At 74.0% G+C, this 25976-nt stretch carries 18 protein-coding genes; 5 read left to right on the top strand and 13 right to left on the bottom strand.

Annotated features, from left to right (window positions below; all coding sequences use genetic code 11):
* Nucleotides 1–10: 10 nt before the first annotated feature.
* Nucleotides 11–1333: an MATE family efflux transporter gene (locus IF37_RS0109385; protein WP_030739165.1), complete on the bottom strand. Its 1323-nt coding sequence runs from the start codon at nucleotides 1331–1333 to the stop codon at nucleotides 11–13.
* A gap of 578 nt (nucleotides 1334–1911) precedes the next feature.
* A complete protein-coding gene (locus IF37_RS0109380) occupies nucleotides 1912–2361 on the bottom strand; it encodes a DUF2000 domain-containing protein (protein WP_030739162.1) in 450 nt (149 codons plus the stop codon).
* Between the two features lie 49 nt (nucleotides 2362–2410).
* On the opposite strand from IF37_RS0109380, the gene IF37_RS0109375 reads away from it, so the two are divergent.
* Together IF37_RS0109375 and IF37_RS0109370 are read left to right on the top strand one after the other, a co-directional pair.
* Nucleotides 2411–3214, top strand: coding sequence for an AraC family transcriptional regulator (locus IF37_RS0109375; RefSeq protein WP_030739159.1), 804 nt, complete (start codon nucleotides 2411–2413; stop codon nucleotides 3212–3214).
* 126 nt (nucleotides 3215–3340) lie between these two features.
* The gene (locus tag IF37_RS0109370) at nucleotides 3341–3895 is read left to right on the top strand and encodes an SMI1/KNR4 family protein (RefSeq protein ID WP_106981737.1); all 555 of its coding nucleotides are present in this window, start codon (nucleotides 3341–3343) and stop codon (nucleotides 3893–3895) included.
* Nucleotides 3896–4009: 114 nt separating this feature from the next.
* On the opposite strand, the gene IF37_RS0109365 is transcribed toward IF37_RS0109370, so the two are convergent.
* Nucleotides 4010–4408, bottom strand: coding sequence for a hypothetical protein (locus IF37_RS0109365; RefSeq protein ID WP_030739153.1), 399 nt, complete (start codon nucleotides 4406–4408; stop codon nucleotides 4010–4012).
* A complete protein-coding gene (locus IF37_RS0109360) occupies nucleotides 4405–6384 on the bottom strand; it encodes a heavy metal translocating P-type ATPase (RefSeq protein WP_030739151.1) in 1980 nt (659 codons plus the stop codon). The genes IF37_RS0109365 and IF37_RS0109360 overlap by 4 nt, the downstream gene beginning before the upstream one ends.
* A 130-nt stretch (nucleotides 6385–6514) precedes the next feature.
* Here IF37_RS0109360 and IF37_RS0109355 point away from each other — a divergent pair, with 130 nt between their 5' ends.
* Nucleotides 6515–6895: a helix-turn-helix transcriptional regulator gene (locus IF37_RS0109355; protein ID WP_030739148.1), complete on the top strand. Its 381-nt coding sequence runs from the start codon at nucleotides 6515–6517 to the stop codon at nucleotides 6893–6895.
* A gap of 42 nt (nucleotides 6896–6937) precedes the next feature.
* Here the strand turns inward: IF37_RS0109355 and IF37_RS0109350 are convergent, their stop codons facing one another.
* The 9 genes from IF37_RS0109350 to IF37_RS0109305 all read right to left on the bottom strand — a co-directional run bounded on the left by IF37_RS0109350 (nucleotide 6938) and on the right by IF37_RS0109305 (nucleotide 24530).
* On the bottom strand, nucleotides 6938–7870 hold the full coding sequence (locus IF37_RS0109350; protein WP_030739145.1) for an LLM class flavin-dependent oxidoreductase: 933 nt from the start codon (nucleotides 7868–7870) through the stop codon (nucleotides 6938–6940).
* An 80-nt stretch (nucleotides 7871–7950) separates the two neighbouring features.
* Nucleotides 7951–9237 (bottom strand): MFS transporter, encoded by a 1287-nt coding sequence (locus IF37_RS0109345; RefSeq protein WP_052845056.1) that lies wholly within the window; start codon nucleotides 9235–9237, stop codon nucleotides 7951–7953.
* Nucleotides 9234–12272: a condensation domain-containing protein gene (locus tag IF37_RS0109340; protein WP_158727315.1), complete on the bottom strand. Its 3039-nt coding sequence runs from the start codon at nucleotides 12270–12272 to the stop codon at nucleotides 9234–9236. The genes IF37_RS0109345 and IF37_RS0109340 overlap by 4 nt, the downstream gene beginning before the upstream one ends.
* Nucleotides 12273–12274: 2 nt before the next feature.
* Nucleotides 12275–13420, bottom strand: coding sequence for a MupA/Atu3671 family FMN-dependent luciferase-like monooxygenase (locus IF37_RS0109335; RefSeq protein WP_063886373.1), 1146 nt, complete (start codon nucleotides 13418–13420; stop codon nucleotides 12275–12277).
* On the bottom strand, nucleotides 13417–16407 hold the full coding sequence (locus tag IF37_RS0109330; RefSeq protein ID WP_037856101.1) for a type I polyketide synthase: 2991 nt from the start codon (nucleotides 16405–16407) through the stop codon (nucleotides 13417–13419). Before IF37_RS0109330 ends, IF37_RS0109335 begins: the two co-directional genes overlap by 4 nt.
* 25 nt (nucleotides 16408–16432) lie before the next feature.
* Nucleotides 16433–19639: a non-ribosomal peptide synthetase gene (locus IF37_RS0109325; protein ID WP_030739130.1), complete on the bottom strand. Its 3207-nt coding sequence runs from the start codon at nucleotides 19637–19639 to the stop codon at nucleotides 16433–16435.
* A complete protein-coding gene (locus IF37_RS0109320; RefSeq protein ID WP_052845055.1) occupies nucleotides 19636–22953 on the bottom strand; it encodes a non-ribosomal peptide synthetase in 3318 nt (1105 codons plus the stop codon). Before IF37_RS0109320 ends, IF37_RS0109325 begins: the two co-directional genes overlap by 4 nt.
* On the bottom strand, nucleotides 22950–23093 hold the full coding sequence (locus IF37_RS44415; RefSeq protein WP_158727314.1) for a hypothetical protein: 144 nt from the start codon (nucleotides 23091–23093) through the stop codon (nucleotides 22950–22952). Before IF37_RS44415 ends, IF37_RS0109320 begins: the two co-directional genes overlap by 4 nt.
* A 192-nt stretch (nucleotides 23094–23285) precedes the next feature.
* Nucleotides 23286–24530, bottom strand: a complete 1245-nt coding sequence (locus tag IF37_RS0109305; protein ID WP_052845054.1) for an acetyl-CoA carboxylase biotin carboxylase subunit family protein — start codon at nucleotides 24528–24530, stop codon at nucleotides 23286–23288.
* A gap of 352 nt (nucleotides 24531–24882) precedes the next feature.
* On the opposite strand from IF37_RS0109305, the gene IF37_RS0109300 reads away from it, so the two are divergent.
* Together IF37_RS0109300 and IF37_RS0109295 are read left to right on the top strand one after the other, a co-directional pair.
* A complete protein-coding gene (locus IF37_RS0109300) occupies nucleotides 24883–25131 on the top strand; it encodes an acyl carrier protein (RefSeq protein ID WP_030739121.1) in 249 nt (82 codons plus the stop codon).
* Nucleotides 25132–25251: 120 nt separating this feature from the next.
* A complete protein-coding gene (locus IF37_RS0109295) occupies nucleotides 25252–25920 on the top strand; it encodes a thioesterase II family protein (RefSeq protein WP_030739118.1) in 669 nt (222 codons plus the stop codon).
* Nucleotides 25921–25976: the final 56 nt, after the last annotated feature.

The following is a 25976-nucleotide window of genomic DNA, read 5'->3' as shown; positions in this document are numbered from 1 at the left end:
CTCCCCTTTTTCACGTGCTTTTGATGGTGGCGATATGCCGTCCGATCCGCACGAAGACATATGTCCCGATGACGCATCCGCCGAGGATGACACCGAGCCACAGGCCGTGGAATCCGAGGGGTGTCAGTTCGCTCAGGAGGATGCCTGTTCCGAGACCGATGATCCAGTAGCCCGCACCCACCACGATCGTGGGAGTTCTGGTGTCCGAGAGGCCCACCAGGTATCCCATCGACAGGGTGATGAGCGTGTCGATGACGAAATAGGCGATCACGAGCGGGAGAAGTTCGCGCACCATGCTCTCCGCCCTCGGGTCGTGCAGCCCGAAGAGCACCCGGGTGATGAAGCCCGACGAGGCCAGGATGATCACCGACAGGCCGGTGGAGTAGCAGAGCCCGATCGTCAGCAGCGCGGACCGCAGGTCCCGCAGGGCCCGCCGGTCGCCGTCCTCCCGGGCCCAGGCGGCGACGGTCGTCGCCGCGCCGGAGAAGCCGAGGGCGAAGACGACCACCAGGGTTTCCAGCCGCAGACCGATGGCGTGGGCGGCGGTCGCGTCGGCTCCGAAGCGGCCCACGAAGAACGCGAGTACGGGGAGGAATCCCTCTCCGAGCAGGATGCGCACACCGATCCAGGAGCCCACTCGCAGCAGTTCGCCGAGCAGGGGGAGGCGGGGGGCGAGCGGCGCGTGTCCGAGCCCGAGTTCGCGCAGCCGGCCGGTGAGGAGCAGCGCCGTGACGGCGAGGACGATGAAGGCCCGGACGAGTGTGCTCGCGAGCCCGGCTCCGAAGACGCCCAGGCCCGGTATCGGGCCGGCACCGAACGTCAGTGCGTAGCCGAGGGCCAGATTCAGGGGGACGGCCGCCAGCATCACCCAGGTCGCCGGCCTGGGCCGGCCGATGCCGGTCAGCAGGCATCGGGCGTCGACGTAGAGGAGGAACAGGGGCAGACCGACGGCGGCACCCTGGTTGTAGTCCTGCGCGATGCCCGCTGTCCGCGGGTTCTGCCCGATGAAGGTCAGGATGTTCCCGGTGTTCAGCAGTACCGCCGTGCCGAGGATCCCGACGAGTACCGCGAGCCACGCGCCCTGCACGAACCAGGTGCGTACGGCGCCCGTGTCGGCCGCGCGGTAGCCGGCCGCCAGTCTGGGGGTGACCGCAGTGACGATGCCCAGACCGAAGAGCATGGTCGCGCTGAAAACGCTCAGCGCGAGGGTGACTCCTGCCAACTCGTCCGGTCCGAGCCTGCTCACCAGCGCGGCGTCGGTGAAGGAGATGGCGAGCTGTGCGACGAAGCCTATGGCCAGGGGAAGGCCCAGGGGCAGAACCCTGCGTACCATTCCCTGTCTGGAATTCTGGACTGTCGTTACCGGCTCCGTCACCGCCTCATCACCGACGGGGCCGGCTTTTTCAGACGCGTGCGGGCCGAGATGGTCGAGATGCCGGATCGACAGGAGCGAGTCAGCATGATGCGTTCCCCTCATTGAAAAGTCAATTTCAATTCCGAGCGTAGATCACGGCGGCTTCCCCGGCCAAGGCCCTCCGGTGAACTTGGCCGGAAAGTCCATGCCGTGTGACGGCGGGGGAAAAAGGGAAACGGCAGCACTGCCGATGTGTCGGGGCGCTGCCGGTCCGCTCCGCCGGGGCCGGATATCGGTCGGCTCCACAGTTCCCCCGTGGGCATGGACCGGGGTGGAGGGGGGCGGTCCGGCGCGCGGTGACCGCGTGCCGGCCGGTCCCCGGCGTCCCGGGGTTCGCCCGGGGACCCACTCGGCCGGGTGACGGAACACCCCTTGCATCAAGCCCGGGTGGTTCGCGGCCGGCACCGCGCAGAGCCGTGCCGGAGTGCTGCTTCGAACGCTTCTCCGCCGGTCGTCCCCGCGGCCTCCGTCCCGCACAGTGCGCTGTGCGGCATGCGTCACCGGTGCATACGGGCGCCCTTCAGGATCTTGTCGACTCCGTTGCGCGGGCCGTACACGGCGAGCCCGACGAGGTCCAGATCGGCCGTGCCGACCGCCCGTACCGCCGCCCGGTTGTCGCGGTCGTGGCCGGTGGCGAAGAGGTCGGAGGTGAACACGGACCGGGGCAGGGCGCGGGCCAGGGCCCGGGTGTGTGCCGCCGTGAGCGTCTCCTTCGTGCCCTCGAAGACGAGCACCGGCTGGCGGAACATGGGCAGGTAGGGGACGCCGTCGGCGTCCTCGTAGGGCTCGCCGATCACTTCGGGAACGTGGCTGCCCAGGCCGCTGACCAGGAACGCCGTCACGTTCAGGCGCTGCCAGGGTGCCAGGTCCTCGCGGAGCAGCACGGCGATCTTGGTGTCGAAGCGGACGGGGGCTGCGGCCGGCTCGGCATGCGGTTCGGTGTTCATGGAGTGAGACTGCCGACCGCGGCGTGCCGCCGTCTTGTACGTTTTTTGCGTGGTCACCGACCAGTCCGACGTCTCCGCGTGGCGCCCGCGCATCCCGGGTGTCGTGGAGGTCTTCCATGCCCGCTTCACCGAGTACGCGTACCCGATGCACGTGCACGACGCCTGGACGCTGCTGATCGTCGACGACGGGGCCGTACGGTACGACCTGGACCGGCATGAGCACGGCACCCCGCACGACACCGTTTCGCTGCTGCCGCCGCACGTGCCGCACAACGGCTCCCCCGCCACCCCGCACGGCTTCCGCAAGCGGGTGCTCTACCTCGACGGCAGCCTCCTCGGCGACGAGCTGATCGGTCCGGCCGTGGACGGGCCCGGTCTGCGGGACCCCGTACTGCGGCTGCGGGTAGGGCAGTTGCACGCCGCCCTGGCACGGCCCGGCGACGAGCTGGAGGCGGAGAGCCGGCTGGCCCTGATCGGCGAGCGGCTGCGGGCCCACTTGCGGCGCCGGATCGTCGACGCCGGCCGCCCCGGCCACGGCGAGGGCCTCGCCGGCTCCCTGCGCGAGCTGCTCGACGAGCACGTCACCGAGGGACTGCTGCTCGCCGACGCGGCGCGACTGCTGCACGCCCATCCGGCCCACCTGGTGAGGGCGTTCAGCGGTGCCTACGGCATTCCCCCGCACCAGTACCTGATGTCCCGCCGGGTGGGCCGGGCCCGGCGTCTGCTGCTGGACGGGCTGCCGCCGGGCGAGGTGGCGGTGGCGACCGGGTTCTGCGACCAGGCCCATCTCACCCGGCACTTCAAGAGGCTGGTGGGCGTGCCGCCGGGCCGCTACCGGCTCGGTGCCCGGTGAGGCCGCGCCGGGTCGCCCGGCGTCGGCACAGTGGTCCGCGGCCCGTCTCCGGGCGGGCGGAGCCCCGGGCCAGCTCATGTACGAGTGGGGACGACTGTACGAACACCGGTGCCAGGAGAGCGTTGCATGTGGGTTCAGCGAGTGATCGAACTGACCGGGTGGGAGCCGCTCGGGCTCTCCGTCGACTGGGCGGCGATCGAGGGAGAGCTGGGGGTTCCGCTGCCGGCGGACTACAAGGAGCTCTACGAGGTGTTCGGCGGTGGCGTCTTCAGTGATTCCCTCTACTTCCTGGGGCGTGACGAAGGCCCCGCGTTCGACTTCCTGACACAGTGGCGGCTCTCCCTCGCGGTCGACCGGGACGGCAAGTACGGCGACGTCTCCGCCGTCGAGCCCTATACGGTCTACGCGCCGGGCGGCAAGGGACTGGTGGAGTGGGGCTCCACCGAGTGGGCCGACGAGTACTTCTGGCTGTTCGATGCCGAGCGGCCGGGCGAGTACCCCGTCCTCGCGCGGTCCAATGACGTCGGCGGATGGCAGCGCTACGACATGTCCACCTCCGAGTTCCTCTACCGAGTCCTCGCCGATGCCGATTTCGAGCCTTTCGGGATGGCGCGGTACGACCTCGGCACGACGTTCGAGCCGGGCTCGGGCGACCCCGTCGACGGACGGCCGCGGCTCTGACGAGGCCGGCCGTCCCCCGTTCGACCGCGTGTAGCACCTACCAGCGCGGGATCGAGAACATGGAGGCCTCGGGTCGCCGACGCGCTCCACGTGCCCCGGTGGGAGCGGTGGCGGTCAGTCCTCCACGGCGCGCCGAATCCGCCGGGACGGGCTGAACTCGTACAGGTCGATGATGTCCGGCGGGTCGGCGAGTCCCGGGCCGCCCTGGCGCACCCAGGTGGCGATGTCGGCGGTCGCGTCGGGATCGTTGACCAGGCCGAGCCACACCGGCCTCCCCCCGGCGGCCCGGCCCCGGGAAGAGGGCTGTACGACGATGACGTTCGCCCGCTCACAGGCGTCCAGGCAGTTCACCGCTCTGACCTGCGCGACCGCTCCGAGTTCCGCCTTCAGCGTGGCGAGCCGGCCGGCGTGGTCGACGCCGGGGACCTTCTCCGTTCCGCAGCAGCAGCCCCGGCACACGGTGACCGTGCACCGGGGCGCCGGCTGCGCCGTGGGAGTCTTGCGGCGGCTCATGCGGCGGCCCGCTTCCAGGCGTTCTCACGCAGCAGCCGCAGCCCGTTGAGGCCGACGACGACGGTGGAACCCTCGTGGCCCGCGACGCCCAGCGGCAGCGGTAGGGTCCCGGCCAGGTCCCAGACGACCAGGCCGGCGATGAACACCGAGGCGATGACGAGGTTCTGCACGACGAGCCGGCGGGCCCGCCGGGACAGCGAGACCACCGCCGGCACGGTGACCAGTTCGTCGCGGACGATGACCGCGTCCGCGGTCTCCAGGGCCAGGTCGGAGCCCGCTCGTCCCATGGCCACGCCCACGTGCGCGGCGGCCAGCGCGGGCGCGTCGTTGATGCCGTCACCGACCACCAGCACCTTGCGGCCGGCTTCCTCCAGCTCCCGTACGGCCCGCACCTTGTGTTCGGGCAGCAGTCCGGCGCGTACGTCCTCGACACCCGCCTCGGCGCCCAGCCGGGCGGCCGCGCGCGGGTTGTCACCGGTCAGCAGCACCGGCGCCGTCCCGGTCAGGGACGTCAGGGAGGCGACGGTGGCGGTGGCGTCCGGACGCAACCGGTCGAAGACGCCCAGCACACCGGCCGGTGTGCCGTCCACGGTGACCAGGACGGCGGTCCGTCCCTCCTCCTCCAGTCCGCCGGCCACGGTCGCCGCGCGCGCCGCGGAGGCGTCCCGGGCGCCGGCGAGCAGGCGCGAGGGAGCCCCGACCGCGACCACGCGGCCGTCCACGCGCGTCCGCACTCCGACGCCGGGCGTCGAGGTGAACTCCTCGGCCACCGGCAGGGCGAGGCCCTTCTCCCGCGCCGCTTCGACCACGGCGCGCGCCAGCGGGTGCTCGCTGGGGTGCTCGGCCGCGGCGGCCAGCGTCAGCAGTGCGTCTTCGTCCAGGCCGGAGCCGGTCAGCGGCCGGACGTCGGTGACACGAGGGGTGCCCTCGGTCAGGGTGCCGGTCTTGTCGAGCGCGACCGCGTCGATCTCGCCGAGCCGCTCCATGACGACCGCGGACTTGACCAGTACGCCGTGCCGCCCGGCGTTGGCGATCGCCGACAGCAGCGGCGGCATGGTGGCCAGGACGACCGCGCAGGGCGAAGCCACGATCATGAAGGTCATCGCGCGGAGCAGCGAGCCGGTCAGCGCGGCTCCGAAGGCGAGCGGGAGGAGGAAGACGGCCAGGGTCGCCGCCACCATGCCCAGCGAGTAGCGCTGTTCGACCTTCTCGATGAACAGCTGTGTGGGCGCCTTGGTCTCGGACGCTTCCTCCACCATGCGCACGATCCGGGCGATCACCGTGTCGGACGCGTCGCGTTCCACGCGCACGCGCAGGGCGCCGGTGCCGTTGAGGGTGCCCGCGAAGACCTCGTCCCCCTTCGCCTTGGCCACGGGCAGCGGCTCACCGGTGATGGTCGCCTGATCGACGTCACCGGCCCCCTCCAGGACGCGGCCGTCCGCGCCGACGCGCTCTCCGGGCCGGACCAGGATGGTGTCGCCGACCGTCAGCCGCTCCACCGCCACGACGGTCTCGGCGCCGTCGGCCTCGACGCGGGTGGCGGTGGGCGGGGCCAGGTCGAGCAGCCCGCGCACGGAGTCCGCGGTCCGGGCGGTCGCCAGGGCTTCCAGCGCGCCGGAGGTGGCGAAGATGACGATCAGCAGCGCGCCGTCCATCACCTGCCCGATCGCCGCCGCGCCGAGGGCCGCGACGACCATCAGCAGATCGACGTCCAGCGTCTTGTCCTTCAGCGCCCGCAGCCCCGCCCGGCCCGGCTCCCAGCCGCCGGCCGCGTAGGTCAGGGCGTACGGGGGCGCCCACGCCCAGGCCGGGGCGCCGGTCAGCTGGAGCGGCAGCGCGATCAGGAAGAGGAGCAGGGCGGCTGCCGCCCAGCGGGCCTCGGGCAGCGCGAGCACGCGCGTACGGCGCCGGGGCGGGGCGGCGTCCCGCGCGACGGCGGGCCGGCCGGTCTCGGCGGGGGCGAGGGTGGGAGCCATCGGGGGGGTTCCTTCACGGAGACAGGACGTGTGCGCGGGCAGCCGTCGGGGCGTGCCGCTCCCCTCACCGTACAGGATCGAATGAAGACCAATTCATGTGTTCATGGGTGGGGCCCGTAGGATGAGAGTCATGGGCCATGGAGCTGACGCGAAGACCGCCACCGCGCGCGAGCGCCTGGAATCCGTGGGAGCCGCCGATGTGGCCGCCACGCTCCAGGCTCTGGCGACACCCTCCCGGCTGCGCATCCTGGCCCGTCTCCAGGAGGGCCCGTGCGCGGCGACCGAACTCGCCGACGCCGTCGGCATGGAACAGTCCGCCTGCTCCCACCAGCTCAGGCTGCTGCGCAACCTCGGCCTGGTCACCACCGAGCGCCGCGGCCGCTCCGTGATCTACGCGCTCTACGACAACCACGTCGCCGAACTCCTGGAGCAGGCGCTCTACCACGTCGAGCACCTGCGCCTCGGCCTGCGGGACACCCCGGCCACGACGGTCGCCGCCGGGACCGACTGAGCGGAACCGCGCGGTGGCCCGGGTGGCGGCCACCGCGCGGGTTCACCGGGTGGCGTGGGCGAGGTGGGCGCGTACCCGGTCCACCGCCTCCAGGTGCGCCTCGCGGACGACGTAGCGGGTGATTCCCCAGCGGCGCCGGTGCTCGGCCATCGCGGCCGCGATCTCCCGCACCGTGCCGATCCAGGCGTAGGGCGAGGCGAGCACGTCGGCCGCGTCGCAGTGGAGGCGCTCGGCGATCCCGTGTGCCGCGGCGCCGGCGTCGTCGGTGATCTCCACCATCTGCACCAGCGCCTCGCGGGCCGGGGCGGCGGCCCGGGCTGAGGCGCCCTCTTCGACCAGGGCGACCTGGCGATCGATGTCCGCGCCGTTCCAGCGCACCTCGTGGGTGCGGCCGTCGGGCAGGGTACGCCCCAGTCCGCTCAGTCCCACCACGTCCGCGTGCGCCCCGGCCCAGCGCAGCAGGGCGGTGTTGCCGCCTCCGAAGGTGAACGGCACCCGGTGCCGGACGGGGCGGGGGCTGGTGAGCCGGGCCTCGTGGGCTCGAGCCTCGGGGCCGTCGAGGGTGACCGTCTCCCCCGCGAGGAGGGCGCGGCACGCCTCGGCCACGACCTGGAAACGCCGCACGCGCCCCGCGACGTCGGGCCGCCGCCTGCCCAGCATCTCCCATTCGGCCGGGGTGTGGCCGGCCCCCAGGGCCAGCCGCGCGCGCCCGCCGGAGACCACGTCCAGGGTGGCGACGTCCGACGCGAGCAGCAGCGGCTCGCGGACGCCCGCGTGGGAGACGTAGGAGCCCACGCCGAGGCGTTCGGTGACCGCCGCCGCGGCGGCCAGGGCGACGAACGGGGAGGCGGCCGTACCCGGGTGGTCGGCGACGAGCAGAGCGTCGTACCCCCCGGCTTCGACGCGCCGGGCCAGGGTGGTCCAGGAGGCGGCGTCCCGCGGCTGGGCCTGTACGGAAACGATCGGTGGCAGCATGTCAGGAGGCTAGGCCGCGGGACCGGCCGGGCGGGGACCGTTGCGCGCAGGGCGAAACCGTCCACGCCCGCGGTGGCGGGTCAGCGTGCCGTTGCCGCGTCCTCCGGGGCCGGTGTCTCCGTGCCGGCGGGCCGGGCCAGGCCGCGCAGCGGCCGGTTCATGACGAGGTAGCAGATGAGGACCACGTACAGGCCGCCGAAGATGCCCAGCGTGGTGCGCAGGCCGATGTTCTGTGCGAGCCAGCCCGTGGCGAAGATGCCGACCGGCGCGGCGGCGAAGGCCATGGCCATCACCGCGCCCCAGACCCTGCCGAGCATGTCCGGCGGGGTGGACCGCTCGACGACGCCGGTGACGAGGGGATTGACCGGGCCGCTGGCCAGCCCGATGGCGAACGAGACCGCCAGCATGATCCACAGTCCGGGTTCGGCGACCATGGCCAGCCGGGCGGCGCAGATCAGCGCGAAGCAGCCGACGAAGGTCGCCCAGCGGTTGGCCAGAAGCCGGCGGCTCGCCGGGGCGTAGGCGAACGATCCGACGACCGCCCCGATGCCGTTGGCCGCGAGCAGCAGTCCCACCGCCCGTTCGCCGCCCAGCAGTTCGCGGCTGTACACGGGCAGCACCACCGGAGTCAGCGCGTCGTCCAGGAAGTTGGTGCACACCACCACGCTGATGATGGCGGCGAGCACGGGGGTGCGCAGGATGTAGCGCACCCCCTCGGTCACCTCCCGCCTCAGGCCCGGCCGGGCCGCGGCCTCCCGCGCCGCGTCGGCCTGCCGCACCGATCCCCCGTCCGGCACCGTCATGATGAGCAGAGCCGAGGCGAGGAAGGTGCCCGCGTCCACGTAGAGCACGGCGGTGGGACCGGTCAGGCCCGCCATCAGCGCCGCCGCCGGCGGGCCGACCACGAACGCCACGCGCTGGGCGGAGGCGAACAGCGAGTTGGCGGTCTCCGGCCGCACCTGGGCGCGGGCGGTCACCCGTGGCAGCAGGGCCAGCCGGGCCGCGGCACCCGGCGCGTCGGCGAGGGTGCGCAGGAACAGCAGCGCCATCAGCGCCGGCAGGGCGAGACCGACCGTGCCGTGCAGCAACGGCACCGCGGCCATGCAGGCCGCCGCGGCCAGGTCGGCGACCACGCTGGTGCGCTTCGGGCCGACCCGGTCGGCGATCACTCCCCCGGCGAGTCCGGCCACGATCATGGGCAGGGCGTTGGCGAACCCCGCCGCTCCCGCCTGGGTGGCGCTGGACGAGATGTCCAGTACGTAGAGCGGCACCGCGACCAGGGTCATGGTGTTGCCGATCCACGACAGGTAGTTCGCCGTCGCCAGCGCGGTCAGGGGCCGCCGGTCACGGGCGGTCGTCGATGTCATGCGGATCGGCTCTTCTTCTCTCGGGTCAGTTCCGCGAGCATGCGGTTCACTTCGTGCAGGGACATGCCCGTCGTCGAGGGCGGCTGGGAGCCGCCCTGCCGGGCCAGCCGGGTGAACTCCTCGGCGGCCGTGGCCGCCACGGCCCGTACGGCCGCGCCGTCGACCGCGTCGGGGTTGAACTTCCAGGTGAACACGGCCTCTTCGCCGTCGTACTCGAAGAGGACGGCGACGGCGTGGTAGCGGGTGGCGTCGTCGTTGCCCGACGGGCCGATCTGCTCGGCGACGGTGAACAGCGGCTCGTCGTCCGCGTCCGGCCGGCCGGTCAGCAGCGCGCCCAGGTAGTTGAAGGACAGCTCGGCTCGTCCCCAGCCCGCGACCGAGCGGCGTACGGCCGGGTCGGCGGACCAGCGCAGCGCCAGGTAGCCGTTGCCCCCGTCCGGTACGGCGTCCAGGGCCCGGCCGACCTGGCGGAGGTGGTGGCCGGGATCGTCGCCGAGGGCGAGGCGGACCGGGTGGGCAGTGGCGTAGAAGCCCACGGCGCGTGCCGGGTCCCAGCCGTCCACGGGCGGCAGTTCGCGTCCCGGGCCGATCAGGTCGAGTACGACGTCCCCGCCGCCGAACCAGGGCCGGGCGGCCCGGGCGAGAGCCGTCAGCGCCTCGGCCGGCCGGTGGGCGGCGTCGGCACCCGGCGGGATCGCCGCCCTGACCCGGTGCGTGGTCTCGCCGCCGAGCCGGTCGGGCCGGCCGGTGCGGCAGCCGAGCGGCACGATGCCCTCCACCTGGCGGTGCCAGTAGTCGCGCTGCCCCCGTACGTCGTGGTCGCGCCAGGCGGCAGCGTACACCGACGGGTGCGAGGTTTCGGCGATCGGCCGGGCGCCCCGGTAGGCCCGGTCGAGGTCGTCCACCAGGATCTGCCAGGACAGACCGTCCACGACCAGGTGATGCGCGGTCAGTACGATCCGGTCCGGCCGGCCGGGGATCAGGGAGGCCGCGAAGAGCGGTCCGTCGCGCAGGGTGAAGGCGGCGCGGTGGGCGGCCGCGACCCGGGCCGGGTCCGTGCCCGGTTCCTCGACGCTCCACAGCCGGCTGTCGGTGGCGTCCGAGCGCCAGCCGGTGCCGGTGCGCCGGAACGTCGAGCCGAGGCCCGGGTGGGCGGCCGCCACCCTTTTGAGGACCACGCGCAGCCACTCGGGGTCCATGGGCCGGCCCGCGGTGAGGACGAGGCTGTGCGCCCACAGTTCCGGGTGCGGCAGACCGCCCTCCAGCAGGTCCTCCTGCTCGGGGCTGACCGCGCCCTCCGGCCGCGGCCCGCCGTCGGGGGCGTCGGCCTGCCGCGGCCCGGCCAGGGCCAGTTGACCGCGCATGGTGGGGGCACGGAACACCTGGCGGGCGTTGAGGGCGAACCCGGCCCGGCGCAGCGCGTGGGACAGCCTGATCGCCGTCAGGGACGTGCCGCCGCACTCGAAGAAGTTGTCGTCCGGTCCCGGCTCGGTCCCCAGCACCTCCCGCCAGACCTCCGTGATCCGGCGCAGTTCCGCGGGCGGCGGGCCGGCCGGGCCGGCCGCCGGGGGTGCCGCGGTGGCGGCCGGGGCGGGGGCGGGGACCACCGCGCGGGCGCGCAGTGGTTCGCCGGGCCGCTCCACGAAGACCCGTACCAGCTCCAGCAGACGGCTGACGAGCCGGTCGACGGTGGCGGCGGTGAACAGCTCGGTGCGGTACTCGAACCGCCCGTACAGCCGCTCCCCCGCCCGCCACCAGCCGACCGTGATGTCCATGGGCGAGACGCCGTCCTCGACTTCGACGCCGTGGACCTCGGCGTCGGGTACCTGGACCACGGTGTCGTCGAAGTCCAGGACGAGGTGCATGGTCTGGAGCAGCGGGTAGCGGTCGAGGCTGCGCGTCGGCGAGACCGCGTCGACGATCTCGCTGAACGGCACTTCACGGTGGTCGGCGACGGCCGCCGACGCCTGCCGTACCGCTCGCAGGATCAGCGTCGGTGTCGGGTCGGCGGGCAGCTCGGCGCGGAGCGGGACGTTGGTCAGCAGGAAGCCGATCAGGTCGTGGGTCTCGGGCCGGCCGCGGGTCGCGCTCGGCAGGCCGACGACGATGTCCCGCGATCCGGTCTCCTCGTACAGCAGGCCCACGTAGACGGCGAGCAGCGCGTCGGACAGGGTGAGCCGCCGGGTGCGGCACATCGCCAGGAAGGCGGCGCTCAGCTCGTCGTCGAGCCGGAAGTAGTGGTGCCTGCCGTCGTGCCCGCCGTCCTGCGGGGGCGCATCGTAGGGCAGTGGCAGGTGCGGTGGCACGCCGTCGAGGTAGGTGCGCCAGAAGTCGCGCTCCGCCTGTTGGCGGGCGCCGGTGAAGTGCCGGCGCTGCCAGACGGCGAAGTCGCCGTACTGGACGGGGAGTTCGGGGGCCCGTGAGGGGCGGCCCTCGCGGATCGCGCGGTAGTGTTCCAGGAGCTCGCGGTTGAGGCGGACGAAGGACCACTGGTCGGTGACCGAGTGGTGCATCGTCTCGATCACCTGGTGGTCGTCGTCGGCGGCCCGTACCACGACGATCCGCAGCAGTCCTCCGGCGGCGAGGTCGAACGGCCGCCGCACCAGCGTGCGTACGGTCTCCTCGACGCGGTCCGGTTCGGCTCGCAGGTCGAGGAACTCCACGGGCGTCTCGAACTCGTCGCTCACCCGCAGCACCGGCAGGCCGTCGTGGACCTCGACGCGGGAGCGGAGCAGTTCGTGGCGGCGGATCAGTGTCGCGACGGCCTCCCGGAACGCCTCCTCGTCGAAGGCGCCCTCGAAGCGCAGGCCGGTGCTGATGTTGTACGTGTGCCGGCCGGGGTCGAGCTGGTCGAGGATCCAGATGCGCTCCTGGTCCAGGCCCAGCGGGGAGACGGAGCGGTCGCCGGTGCGCCGGGTGAGGTCCGGCTCGGTGGCGGGGTTCTCCTCCCCTGCCCGCAGCCTGCGCTGGAGGGCCGCCCGCTGCTGGGGGGTCAGCCGGGCCAGTCGGTCTGCGACGGTGCGCGGTCGGGTCACGGTCACTGGCTCCTGTCGCCGTCGGCGGAGGCGGGCCGGGCGGTGGGCGCCAGCGCGGCCAGCCTGGGGAGGCCGTCCAGCACGTCCTGGGCCGGCAGTCCGAAGTCGATGAGGCAGCCCACCTCGTCGGCGCCCGCCTCGGCGAGCCGCGCCAGCACCGCGGCGGCCTTGGCCGGTGTGCCCAGGAGCGAGGGGCCCGCCAGGTAGTCCTGGAAGGCGGCCTCGAGCAGGACGTGTTCGTCGCCGCCGCCGGTCTGCGCCCGGTAGGAGGACAGGTAGTCGTGGAGGGCGGGCCGCAGCCTCGCCTCCAGGCCGGGCTCGTCGCTGACGTGCGCGTGGGTCATCACGACGACGTCGCCCGGGCCGGGATGCCCGGCGTCGCGCCAGGCGGCCCGGTACCGGGCCACGTTCTCGCGCAGTTGCCGCAGGGTCTGCCCCAGCAGCGCGGTCATCACGCCGTACCCGGCCGTGCCCGCCGCCTGGAAGGTCTCCGGGTTACCGGCGGCCGTGATCCACACCGGCAGCTCGGGCTGGACCGGGCGCGGCTGGGCGGCCACCCGCGGCGGTGCTCCGGCGGTGCTGGGGAAGGCCAGGTGCTCGCCCGCCCAGAGCCGCCGTACCTGTTCGACGGTGCGCATCAGCGTCTTCTTGCGCTCGTCGTAGGGCTCCCGGGCCAGTACGAAGTCGTCCGGGTGCCAGCCGCTGGCGAAGGAGACGCCGACCCGGCCGCCGGAGAGGTTGTCCACCACCGCCCACTCCTCGGCGATGCGGACCGGATGGTGCAGCGGGGCGGCGACGCTGCCGGCCCGCAGTCGCAGCCGCCGGGTCCTGGCGGCCACCGCGGCGGCGAGGACGGCGGGGTTGGGGTGTGATCCGCCGAAGTCCACGAAGTGCCGTTCCGGGAACCAGGCGGCGTGAAAGCCCCGCTCGTCGGCGAACTCGCAGGCCCGCAGCAGCATGCCGTAGTAGTCGGGGGCGGCGAGGGCGCGGGCCTGGGGGAAGAAGTACAGGCTCAGCCGGACCGGTGGCACCTCGCCCGGCGGTGCGGGAACGTCCGGGGCTCGCCGGGCGCGTTCCCGCAGCCGGAGCCGGAGCGCTTCGCGCTGCTCGGGGGTCAGTTGTCCGAGCCGTTCGTCGATGCCGCTCACGCCAGCCCCTCCCCTTCGCCCTGCGCCTCGATCTCGGCCAGCAGTTCCAGCAGGTGGGCGTCGTCGCGTTCGCGCAGCAGCTCCTCCACCAGCGTCGCGAAGTCGCCGAACGTGGAGTGCTCGTACAGGTCCTGGAGGCGCACCTCGACCAGCAGCTGGTCGTTGACGACGGAGATGAGCTGCGCCGCCTGGAGCGAGGTGCCGCCCAGTTCGAAGAAGTTGTCGTCCGGGCGGATCGCCGGACCGCCGAACGACTCCTGCCAGAGGGCGGCCAGCAGGGCCGGTGTCTCCCCCGCCCCGGGACCGTCCGCCCCGGGTCCGTCCGGCGCGGGACCGGCGGCGGCATCGTGGCCCGGCTGCTCCGGCCGGGCGGTGGCGGTTCCGGGCGCCGCCGAAGGGGCCGGGTGGCCGTCCGGTCCGGCGGCCGTCCAGTGGCGGGTGTCGGCGAACGCGTAGCCGGGGATCCTGGCCGGGCCGGCGGGCGGGGTGACGAGGGCGTCGGTCGCGCAGCCGGCCGCCCAGGCGGAGCCGAGTGCGGCCAGGTGCACCGTCGCCTCGTCGCGGGTGCCGTCGCCGAGCAGTTCGGCGATGACGGGACGGTGCTGCGCTCCCCGGGTCGCGCGCCGCAGTTGGGAGGCGAAGGTCCGTCCCGGACCGGCCTCCAGGACGACGCCCGGCGAGGCGCCCAGCAGGGTCTCCACCGCGTCGGCGAAGCGGACGGTGCCGCGCAGCTGGCGGCCCCAGTAGGCGGGGTCGGTGGCCTGTGCCGCTTCGAGCGGCGCCCCGGTGACGTTGGACAGCACCCGCTCCCGGGGCGCGTGCAGCGTGAGGGTGCCCACCACGTCGGTGAACGCCTCGGCGGCTTCGGCCATGGAACGGGAGTGGAAGGCGTGCGCGGTGTGCAGCCGGCGGACCTTCACGCCCCGGGCACGGCAGCGCTCCTCGACCCGGGCGATGTGTTCCGCCGCCCCGCCGAGGACCACGGTGTCGGCGGCGTTCACCGCGCAGACGTCGACCGGGACGCCCTCGGCCAGCTCCCGTGCGGTGTCCTCACCGGCCAGGACAGCGGTCATCGCGCCGGCCGGGGCGAGGCTCATCAGCCGGCCGCGTTCGACCGCCGCGGTCGCGCCGTCCTCCTCGGAGAAGACTCCCGCCCAGGTGGCGGCGACCAGTTCGCCGATGCTGTGGCCGAGGAGGACCGACGGTGTGACACCACGGCGACGCAGCCCGTGGAGCAGGGCGAGTTCCAGGCTGAACAGCAGCGGCTGGACGAGGTCGGTGCGCAGCCAGCGCGGGTCGTCGGCCGGCCAGGTCCAGCAGCCCTCCAGGTCCGGGCCGCCGCACGCGCGCACCAGGGCCCGCGTGTCGCCCCATTCGCGGGCGAAGTCGGAGTCGGCGGCGAGCAGTTGCCGTCCGGTACCGGCCAGGGTGACGCCCTGGCCGGGCAGCAGGACGGCGACGGAGGGTTCGGACACCGCCTTCGCCAGGACCGACGCCGACTCCAGCGCGTCCGCCAGCGCGGCGCGCGCCGACGCCTCGTCGGCCGCCTCGACCGGGCAGGCCCAGCGGTGGGGCAGCCGGCGGCGGCCGTGCCAGAGAGTGCCGAGGACCTCGCTCACCGGCCCGGTGCCCTCGCGCACCGCGGTGGCGAGCCTGGCCGCGGTGCGCTCCAGCGCTTCCGGACCGGCGGCGGAGAGCACCGCCAGCCCGCGCCCGGGCCAGGCCGTGGCCGGCTCGAACGTCTCGGCGGGCACGGGGGGTTCGGCGAGGATCACGTGGGCGTTGGTGCCACCCAGGCCGAAGGAGCTGACCGCCGCGTACCGGGTGCGCTCGCCGGGCCAGGGCACGGCCTCTCGCGGGAGGCGGAAGCGGTCCGATCCCAGGGGTACGTCGGGGCCGTCCCCGGGCTGGGCGGGGACGGGCGGGATCACCGCGTGCTGGACGGCGAGCACCGTCTTGATCAGACCGACCACGCCGGAGGCGGTGTCGGTGTGCCCGATGCCGGCCTTGACCGCTCCCAGTGCGCACGGCTGCGCGGCGTCGCCGTAGACCTGGGCCAGCGCCGCCAGTTCGACCTGGTCGCCGAGTTCCGTGCCGGTGCCGTGCGTCTCGATGAAGCCGATGTCCTCCGGTTTGCGGCCGGCGACCTCCAGCGCCTCCTCCAGGACCGCCGCCTGGCCCCGGGGGCTGGGCGCGACCAGGCTCATCCGGTCCGCGCCGTCGTTGTTGACCGCGCTGCCGAGCAGCACCGCCCGGGTGCCGCGTCCGGCCTCCTCGGCCCGGCGCAGCACCACCACTCCGGCGCCGCTGGAGGGCACCGTGCCGCGGCTGCCCCGGGTGAAGGGCCGGCAGCGGCCGTCCGGGGAGACCACGTCGCCCTCGTGGTGGGTGTAGCCCGCGCCGGGCGGCAACTGGACGGTGACGCCGCCCGCGATCGCGAGGTCGCACTCGTAGGTGAGCAGGCTGCGGATGGCGACGTGGACGGCGACCAGCGAGGTAGAGCAGGCGGTCTGGACCGTCAGGGCCGGACCGGTGAAGCCCAGCCGGAAGGCGAGGGAGGTGGCGAGGTAGTCCTTGTCGTTGCCGAGGGAGATCTGCTGGCGGCCCGCGGCACGGCTCAGCGTGGGGTCGGTCTCGACGTAGCGGTGCCGGTAGCCGCTGTCGCCGCAGCCGAGGAAGACGCCGACCCTGCCCGGGTCGCGTGCGGTGTCGACCCCCGCGTCCTCCAGCGCCTCCCAGGCGACTTCGGTGATGACGCGCTGCTGGGGATCGGTCACCGCCGCCTGGGTGGGGGTCATGCCGAACAGCTCCGCGTCGAAGCGGTCGAAGCGGTCGATCCCGCCGACGCCCAGGGTGCCGTCAGCCAGGGCTCCCGGCAGCGCCACGTGGCCGCGGACCACGTTGTCCCAGAAGGTGTCCGGGTCCGCGGCTCCGGGCACTCGGAGGGCCACTCCGATCACCGCCACCGCGTTCTCGGGTGCGTGCATCTGCGTCCGCCTCGATTCCTGGTAGCTAGGGGGTCGATGAGGGCCGTCGGCCGGCGCGCCAGCCGCTCAGGGCGCGGGAGCGGTCGCGCCCCCGGGCCGCGCCCTGGGCCGCGTCCCCGGCCGGGGGTCCGCCGGCCGCGGCGGCGCCGTCGAGGTGTGCCGCGAGGGTGCGCACGGTGGTGTGGCGGAACAGCTCGGCCGCCGTGAGACCGGGGTGATCGGCCCGCAGCGCGGCCAGGACCCGGAGCACCCCGTGCGAGGTGCCGCCGAGTTCGAAGAAGGTCGCGTCGTGGTCCTCGACGGGCCGGCCCAGGACCGTCTCCCACACCCGGCCCAGGCGGGCCGCGGTGGATCCGGCCGCCGGGGGCGGCCCGACGGGTGTCCACGGCCGGTGGCCGGCCGCCCATCGGGCCAGGGCGTCGCGGTCGAGTTTGCCGTTCGGCAACTGCGGCAGCGCGGGGACGCGCAGCCACACGGCGGGGACCGCGGCCGGCGGGAGCCACGCCTCGGCGTGGGTGCGCAGCTCCCGCAGCGGGCCGGGTGCGAGCGGGCCGGGCGACCCGTCGGCGTCCGGCGGTGCCGCGTCCGTGTGCGCGCCGTCCGCCACGAACGCCACCAGGTGGGTGGAGTCGGCGTTCGGGGCCACGGCGGCGCCCGCGGCGCCCCCGGCGCGCAGGGTCGCCTCCACCTCCTCCACCTCGATGCGCTGGCCGAGGATCTTGCACTGTCCGTCCCTCCGGCCCAGGAAGCGCAGTCCTTCCGGGCCGTCGAGCACGACCAGGTCCCCGGTGTCGTAGCCCCGGCCGCGGCCCGCGCCGAGGGACACGAAGCGCTCGGCGGTCAGCTCCGGGCGCCGCCAGTAGCCCTCGGCGACTCCCCGTCCGCCGATGACCAGCCGGCCGGGGCACCCCGGCGGGAGCCGGCGGCCCAGCGCGTCCAGCACCTGGCAGGACTCCCCCGGCAGGGGCAGCCCGATCCGGACGGCCGCGCCCCGGGTGACCCGCCAGGTGGTGGACCACACGGTGGTCTCCGTGGGGCCGTAGCAGTTGACCACGGGCCCCGGGACGGTGGCCGCCAGCTCGTCCGCCAGGTCGGGGGCGAGGGGTTCGCCGCCGACCAGCAGGGCGCCCAGCCGGCCGAGCAGGGCGCGGCCCGCCGGGTCGGCGAGCAGCAGCCGGGCGACGGTGGGGGTGCACTGGTACAGCGCGCCGGCCGGTACGTCCTGTTCGGCCGCCTGCCGGTGTCCGGTCACCAGGACGGTGCGGCCCCGGGTGAGCGGCCACAGCAGTTCCAGGACGCTGATGTCGAAGGACAGGCTGGTGCCCGCGACGGTCACCGGTGCCTCGGGCAGGGCCCGGTCGCAGGCGTCGAAGAGTGCGGTCAGCTGGGCGTGGCCCACGACCACGCCCTTGGGTCGGCCGGTCGAGCCGGAGGTGTGGACGAGGTACGCGCGCCCGGCGGGGTCCGGCGGGGCGGCGCCCCCGGCCCCGGTTTCCGGGCCGACGGCACCGGGGTCCGGTGGTGCGTCACCGGTGCCGGGCACGGCGGCGAGGAGGGCGTCCACGTCCAGGGGGCGGACGCCGGGTGTGTCCCGCAGCGTCCGCGGCAGGTGCCGGTCGCTCAGGACGGCGGCCGGCGCGGTGTCCTCGACGATGAAGCGCAGCCGGTCGGCCGGGTACTCCGGATCGAGCGGCACGTACACCGCGCCCGCCTGCCAGGCGGCGAGCACGGCCACCACCAGGTCCGTGCCCCGGGGCAGGCAGATGCCCACCCGGTCCCCGGGCCGCACACCGTGTTCCCTCAGAGCGCGGGCCACCGTGCCGGAGTGCCGTGCCAGGGCCGCGTAGTCGAGGGTGCGGCCGCCGGCGGTCACGGCGACGGCGTGCGGAGTGCCGCGGGCGTGCCGGAGGACGAGTTCGTGCACCGGTCGCGGGTCGGGGACGAGGACGCCGCCGTCGAGCACGGCCAGTTCCGCCGACTCCGTCTCACCGAGGAGTTCGACGTCGGCGAGCGGGCGCACCGGGTCCTCGGTGAGCCGCCCGAGGAGGCGGGCTACGTGGTCCAGGGTGTTGCGGGCGCGCTCCGGGGGCAGGGCGCCCTCGCGGTGGACCAGTTCCAGCCGCATCCCGCCGTCGGGCAGGTGGCGCAGGGCCAGGCAGCAGTCGTACTCCGCCTCCCCGGTGTCGGTCTCGCCGATCGTCCAGCGCAGGCCGCCCGCCTCGGCCGGCGGCACCGGGACGGTCTCGGTGCACAGGATCTGGGCGAGCGGCTTGCGGCCCTGCTCCCGTACGGCGTGCGCGCCGGCCAGGATCTCCTCGAAGGGCAGTTCCGCGTGGTCCAGCGCGTCCAGCAGCGCGTCCGTCGCCCGGTCCACCGCGGTCGAGGTGTCCGCCCCGGCCAGGCCGAGGCGGACCGGGACGGTGTTCTGGAGGCAGTCGACGCGCTGATCGCCGCCGTCCTTCCGGCCGCTCACCGGGACCGCGAGGACGACGTCGTCCCGGTCGAGGTACCAGGCCGTCACGGCGCCGACGGCGCCGAGGAACTGGGCGAAGGGGCTGGCCCCGGTGGTCCGTGTGCGCCGGCGGAGGCGGTCGCGGAGTTCCGGTGGCAGGTCCAGGGTGGTGGTGTGTTTGCGCCGGCTGGTCGCCGGTCGCGTCCAGGGCAGTTCGGTGCGGTGCGGGCTGCCGTCCAGGTACCGCCGCCAGAAGGCGCGCAGCCGTTCCCGGTCCGCGGGGGGTGCCGGGTCGTCGTCGACCGGTCCGGCGGGTGGCGCGGCCGTGGCGGGGTCGGCGTAGGCGTGGGCGAGGGCCGTCAGCAGGATGGCCGTGGAATCGTCGTCGAAGACCGCGTGGTGCACGGCGATCAGGCAGTGGGTGCGCTCCGGGCCGACCAGCGCCCGGATCCGGCACAGCGGACCGCCGCCGTGTACGAACGGCACGGCCAGCGCGGTGGCTTCCGCGTCCACCCGGGCGTCCGGATCGGCGGTCCGCCGGATCACCGTGTCCACCGCGTCCGGCTCGTGGACCCGCTGGAGGAGGCCGGCGGCGTCGAGGTGGAGCGAGGTGCGCAGCGCCGGATGGGCCGTGACGACCGCGCGCAGGGCGTCGCGCAGCCGTGCGGGGTCGGCCGGCCCGTCCACGGTGATCCGTTTGACGAGGGTGCGGGCGGCGCCGCCGTCCTGCTGGTCCAGCAGGAAGAAACGCAGCTGGCCGGGGGTGGCAGGGCGGCTCATCGGGCGGTCTCCCGCTCAGTGGCGGTCCTGGAGCGCAGCAGTTCGGTCATGGCCGCCGGGGTGGGGTGGCGGATGACCTCCTTGAGGGCCAGTTCGGGCAGGCCGGCGCCGCGCAGCGCCGTCTTGAGGCGCAGGGCGAGCAGGGAGGTGCCGCCGAGCTCGAAGAAGTTGTCGTCCGGGGCGACGGGCGTTCCCAGCATGTCGCGCCAGACGCCGATGACCCGGTCGAGGACTTCGCCGGTGGCACCGGGGGTGTCGCCCGGGGCGGTGGGGGCGCCGGCGTCCGGGTCGGGGGCCGGCAGGAGCGTGGGGTCGAGCTTGCCGTTGGCGGTGAGGGGAAGGGCCGGCAGCGCGGTGACGGTCTGCGGGACCATGTATTCGGGCAGCCGGGCCGCCGCGCGCCGGAGCAGCCCGTCGGTGGAGTGGCCGGGCGCGAGCACCGCGTAGGCGTCGAGGCGGGCTTCGGCGGTGCCGGCGCCGTGGACGACGACCGCCGCGGCGGTGACGGCGGGGTCCCGCAGCAGGGTGTCGCGGACTTCGCCGAGTTCGATGCGGTAACCGCGCACCTTCACCTGGGCGTCCAGTCGTCCCAGGTGTTCCAGCTCTCCGTTCGGCAGGTAGCGGGCCTTGTCGCCGCTGCGGTACAGCAGGCCTCCCGGCACGTCCGGGTGGCGGTCGTGGGTGAAGCGCTCGGCGGTCAGCTCGGGCCGGTTGACGTAGCCCCGCGCCACCCCGGCCCCGCCGACGTAGATCTCTCCCGCGACGCCGGGGGCGACCAGGCGGCCGTGCGCGTCCAGGACGTACACGTCCCAGCCGGGCAGCGGGCGGCCGACCACGCGGCTGCCGGCGCGGGCGTCGTCGGGTGTGACCGTGTGGGTGGTGCTGTGCACGGTGGTCTCGGTGATGCCGTACATGTTCTCCACGCGCACCGCGGGATACCGCTCGAACCAGGGCAGCAGGGTGCGGGTGTCCAGCGGTTCGCCGCCGAAGACGACCAGGCGCACCGAGAGGCGTCCCCGGGCCAGGCGGTCGGTGCCGAGGAGCAGCCCGAACGCGGTGGGGGTCTGGCTGAGGACGGTCACCTCCTCGTCCTCCAGCAGCCGGTGGAACTCCTCGGGGTTGCGGGAGACGGCCCGGTCCACGATCACCAGCCGCCCGCCGGTGAGCAGGCAGCCCCAGATCTCCCAGGCGGAGAAGTCGAAGGCGAACGAGTGGAAGAGCGACCACACGTCATCCGGGCCGAGGCCGAAGTCGTCGCGCGTCGCGGTCAGCAGCGCCGTGACGTTTCTGTGCGTCACGAGCACGCCCTTGGGCCGGCCGGTGGACCCGGAGGTGTAGATGACGTAGCACGGGACGTCCGGGTCGACGGCGGGCAGCGGTCGTGCCGGCTCTCGTGGCCGGTCGTGCACCGACGCCCAGCCGATGTGCTCCGGCATGTCCGCCGGACGGGACTCCGCGTCGCCGACGACGACCCGCACGTCCGCGTCGCCGACGATGAAGGCCAGCCGCGCCTCGGGGTAGGAGGGGTCCAGCGGTACGTACGCCGCTCCCGTCTTCAGCACGCCCAGCAGGGCGACGACCAGGTCGACGGAGCGTTCCATGCGCACGCCCACCCGGTCCCCGGCCCGTACCCCCGCCTCGGCCAGTGCCCGGGCCAGCGTGTCGGAACGCTCGTCGACCTCGGCGTAGCGCAGGGCCGTCTTCCCGTCGTTCACGGCGATGCGGTCGGGCGATCGTGCGGCACGCCGGGCGAACAGGGCGGGCAGGGACAGTTCCTCGGGGTCGGCCGCGGCGCCGCGGGCGGCGTCCAGGACGCGCCGCCGGTCCGCTTCCCCGAGGGCGGTCACGGTCGACAGGGGCGCGTCGGGGCGCTCGGCGAAGTCGCGCAGGACGGCCACGAGCTGGCGGGTGAACTGCGCGGCCCCGCCGGGTGAGAACCATCGGCGCCGGAACTGGAGCAGTCCGCGCGCGGCGCCCTCGGCCGCCATGTCGACGTAGCACAGGAGCGGGAACTTCGCCGCGCCCGGGAAGGGGTGCGGGAGCGGTACGGCGGTCAGTCCCGGCAGGTGGAGGACCGGCGGATTCCACAGGGGGGCGACGGCGGCGGTCAGCGCGCCGGCGCCGGGGCCCTGGTGTCCGACGGGCAGGACGTCGAAGAGCGGCAGGTCCGCGTCGCGGTAGGCGGCGAGGCTCCGGCGGTGGCAGGCGCGCAGGAAGTCGGCGACGGTACCGTCCTCCGTGACGCGCACCGGGATGGGGACGGTGTTGCTGAAGTAGCCGATGGTGTGCCGTTGCGCGGCCGGGCGGCGGCTGACGAAGCTGCCGACGAGCGAGGCGTCCGTGCCGCCGTTGCGCGCGAGGACCAGCCCCACCGCGGCGGTCAGCGCCGAGTAGCGGCTGATGCCCAGCGCGCGGGCGGTGTCGGCCAGTTTCCGCCACACCTCGTCCGGGACGGTGAACCGCGTCTCCCCGCCGTCGGCCTCCGCCGCGTCGCCGTCGCCGCATCCCCATTCCGGTTCCGTGACGAGCGGGAGGGCGGACAGTTCCGCGCGGAGGCCGGCCGCCCGGTCGGCGCCACGCAGCGCGTCCCGGGCCGCTGCCGTCGCCCACGCCGGGTAGTCGCCCGGGGTCCTCGTGGTGTCACCCCCGAGGATTTCGGTGACGGCCGTCTCCATGGCGAGGTCGTCGACCACGAGGTGACTGGCGGTCAGGACCAGGTCGGCGCCGCCGTCCGGGTGGCGCAACAGCGCGCCTCTCATCAACGGTCCGCGCCGGGTGTCGATCGGGCGCAGGCACTCCTCCAGCCGCCGGCGCGCGCCGGCCTCGTCCCCGGCCGAGGGAGGGAGGGTCTCCTCGCGCCATTCCGGGGCGGTGTCCGACCGGGTCATCCCGAGTGCCGGGCCGTCGTCGACGAGGCGCGAGGACAGGGCCGGGTGCCTGCGGACCAGGGCACGGAAGCGCTCCGCGATCAGCTCGCCGTCGAACGTGCCGGTGAGGTGGTAGGCGGCGACCACGGTGTGCAGCCCGGGCCGCTCGGCGAGGGCGTCGGCGAGGTGGACGCCGACCTGGTTGGGCGCCAGTGGCCAGAGGGCGTCAGGCGGCGGGGTGGTGGGCTGCGGGGCGGTGAGTGGCCGGTCGGCGGGCGGTTGATCGGCAGGCAGCCGGTCGACGGGCGGTTGATCGGCGGACGGCCGGTCCGCAAACGGCTGATCGACAGACGGCCGGTCGGCGGACGGCTGATCGGCGGACAGCCGGTCGGCAGGCGGCCGGTCCGCGGGTGACTGATTCGCCGCGGGTGACTGGTCGGCGGTCACCGGGTCACCTCCTCGGCCGTCGCCCGCGCTCGGCACGAGGTGCCCGGCCCGGCCTTCTCCAGCGGCGCCGGGTCCTGGGACCCCCTCAGCCGCGGGGCGCCCGCGCCCCGGATCGCGGACCCGTCCGTACGGTCGATCACGGCTTGCCTCCAGTCGATGCGTGTCCGGGTGGTGGCGGGATGGGCCCCGTGGCGGGCGGTGGTGCGCCGCGCGGGCACGGAAGGCCGGCGGGACATCCGGGGGCAGCGGGTGTGGGCGTCACCGCCGTGGTGGGCGCGGCACCCGGCGAGACCGGCTCCGGGTGGACCGCGACGGGCCCGGCGGAGGCCGGATCACTCATAGTCGATCCAGTCCGTGGCCTCGATCGCGGCGACCGTCTCCGCGAGCGCCGCGGGATCGGGCGCGGCTCCGCTCACCGCGGCCACGTTGCCCGCCGCGCCGATGCGCCAGTCGACGTTGGCGCCCGGCTCGGCCAGGAGCACCACCCGTTCCACGTACGGCAGTTGGCGCAGACCGCTCAGGTCGCGCACGGACTTGACCCGGCAGGCTCCCATCGGCGGCACGATGAGGTAGTGGAAGACGGCGGGGCCGCGCCCCACCGGATCGGCGGTGGTGTACGGCCGTCCCAGAGCCGCCTTGACTGCGATGTCGGCCGGCACGCCGGTGCCCGCGCGCACGCCCAGGTCGTCGACCCAGGCTCCCAGGCGGCCGTTGACCTCGATCACGCGCGGGCCGTCGGGAGTCAGCTTGATCTCGACGTCCGCGACCCCGTGGACGCCGAGGGCGCCCACCGCCCGGCACGCCAGGTCGGACACTTCCCGGACCAGTTCGTCCGGCACCACCGACTGCCCCCCGTAGGCGCCGCGTTCGCGGAACGGTTCGGCGAGCGCGAACTTGCTGCTGACGAAGACCGGGCGGACGTCGTCACCGCGGGCGACGCAGTCCACCGCCATGTAGTCGCCCCAGGGTGCGTCGACCGGTCGGCCGACCAGCAACTCCTCCAGTATGACCGCGGTTTCGGCCGGCCCGCCGATGCCGCCGAGCGCCGCCGCGACCACCGCACGGCACTCGTCCGCCGTGGCGACGGCGGTCGTGTTACGGCTCGACGCGCCGACGACCGGTTTGACGATCGCGGGCAGTCCCACCCGCGCGATGGCCTCGTCCAGCTGGTCGAGAGCGGTCACGGTGCGGAACCGGACGGTGTCCAGGCCCACTTCGGCGAAACGTTCCCGCTGGCGGTCCTTGTTGGTGACGGCTTCCTGTAGCGACGGCGCGTGATAGGGCAGCCCGAGGGCGGCGGCCAGCCGGACGGTGTCGGGGATGCGGAATTCGCTGAACGTGATGATTCCGGCGGGCTCGAATCCGCGCAATTCGTCGATGACCGATGCTTCGGACCGCCCCGCCGTGTTCACCACCCGGCCCAGCCTGCGCAGAACCGGAATCATCTGCTGCGCGTGTTCCGTGTCGGCGACCACGAAGGCGACATCGCAGCCATTGTTCCGGGCGACCTGGGACAAGCGGAGGGGAGCGAGGCTTCCGACGTCGTAGACGGCGAGGAGTACCGGTGAATCGCTCAACTGGTCGGTCCTTCCCAAGTGATCGACGGTCCCTCTCCCCGGCCCATAAGGACGAGAAAAGCACCCAGACGCATGAGAGGCGAATTGATCGTAGTGGCTGACATCAGCCTCGGCAATCGCTTATTTTCAGCCAGTGCTCTTGGCTGGTTCCATCGCACCGCGCGGCAATCTCTCGCGCGCGCGGGCAAACTGTGCAGGTGGCGGGATGGGTGAGTGAGGTGCGTCACATTCGCTCCGGTCAAGTTTCGCCACCTGCGGCACCGACCACCTTTATAGAGGTTGCAGCTCAGTTCCATCCGTTGGTCGCGCCGGTCTCGGAATCGTCGTGCGCGAGATGAGATGAGGAGCCCAGATGAACGAGAATCCGGATCCGGGAAACGGAGCGGACCGCCTTCCGGCGTTGTGGAGCGAAGTCCTCGGAGCCGGCTCCGACCCGAACCTGGGATTTCTGGAGAACGGCGGAGATTCCTTCCGGGCCCTCACCCTTTCCACCAGGATCCACGAGGAAACGGGCATCGAGGTGGATTTCCTCGACATCCTGGAAAGCAAGAACATCCACGCCGTCCGCGAACTCCTGTGCTCCGAGTCCGACGCGCACTGAATGTCCCGCCATCGGGCCCGGTGAAAAGAACTCCGCGATCGGAGGAAACACGTGTCCGCTCCGCATGTGGCGGAAGGGACGCCCTTCCCTGAACCGGCCGCGCCACGTCCCGTACGGATGATGTGCGTCCCCTATGCGGGGGCGGGCGCCGGGGTGTACCGGGCATGGCAGCAGGCGCCAGGCGCGACGCTCGACGTGGTGCCGGTGCAACTCCCGGGGCGCGAGGAGGAGTTCACCGTCCCGTTCCACCGTACGGTCCGGGAGGCCGCCGAGGACGTCGCCAGGCGGGTCGTCAGGGATGCCGGCGGATCCCCCTTCGTGCTGTTCGGCCACAGCCTCGGCGCCGTCCTCGCCTACGAGGCGACCCGGTGCCTGTGGGAAGCCGGTGGCCCCCTGCCCCGGCATCTGGTGGTCAGCGGCTCGGTGAGCCCGCGACGGCGCCGCACCCCGCGGCTGTCCGCGGATCCGGAGCGGGCCATCGCCCAACTGCGCGAGCTGACCGGGCAGGTGGATGCCTTCGCCGACCCCGAACTCCGCGATCTCCTGCTGCCCGCCCTGCGCGCGGACATCACCATGCTCGACGGATACCACCCGCAGCCACGACGGCCCCTGCCGATCGCGCTCACGGCGCTCCGCGGCACCGACGACGCCACCGTGCCGGTCGCCGACTGGCACGACTGGGCCGCGTACACCTCGGCGGCCTTCCGGACCGTCGAACTGCCCGGCGGTCACATGTACCTCACCGAGTCCTGGCCGACCGTCCTGCGGACCGTCGAGGAGCTGGTGTGACGGCAACCGGGACGCAACGAAAGGAATCACCCGTGGCCGCGGCCGCCCCCTCGACA

This window comes from Streptomyces sp. NRRL S-31 (genome assembly GCF_000718775.1).
GTDB lineage: Bacteria > Actinomycetota > Actinomycetes > Streptomycetales > Streptomycetaceae > Streptomyces.
This window is presented reverse-complemented; position numbering and strand designations above follow the sequence as displayed.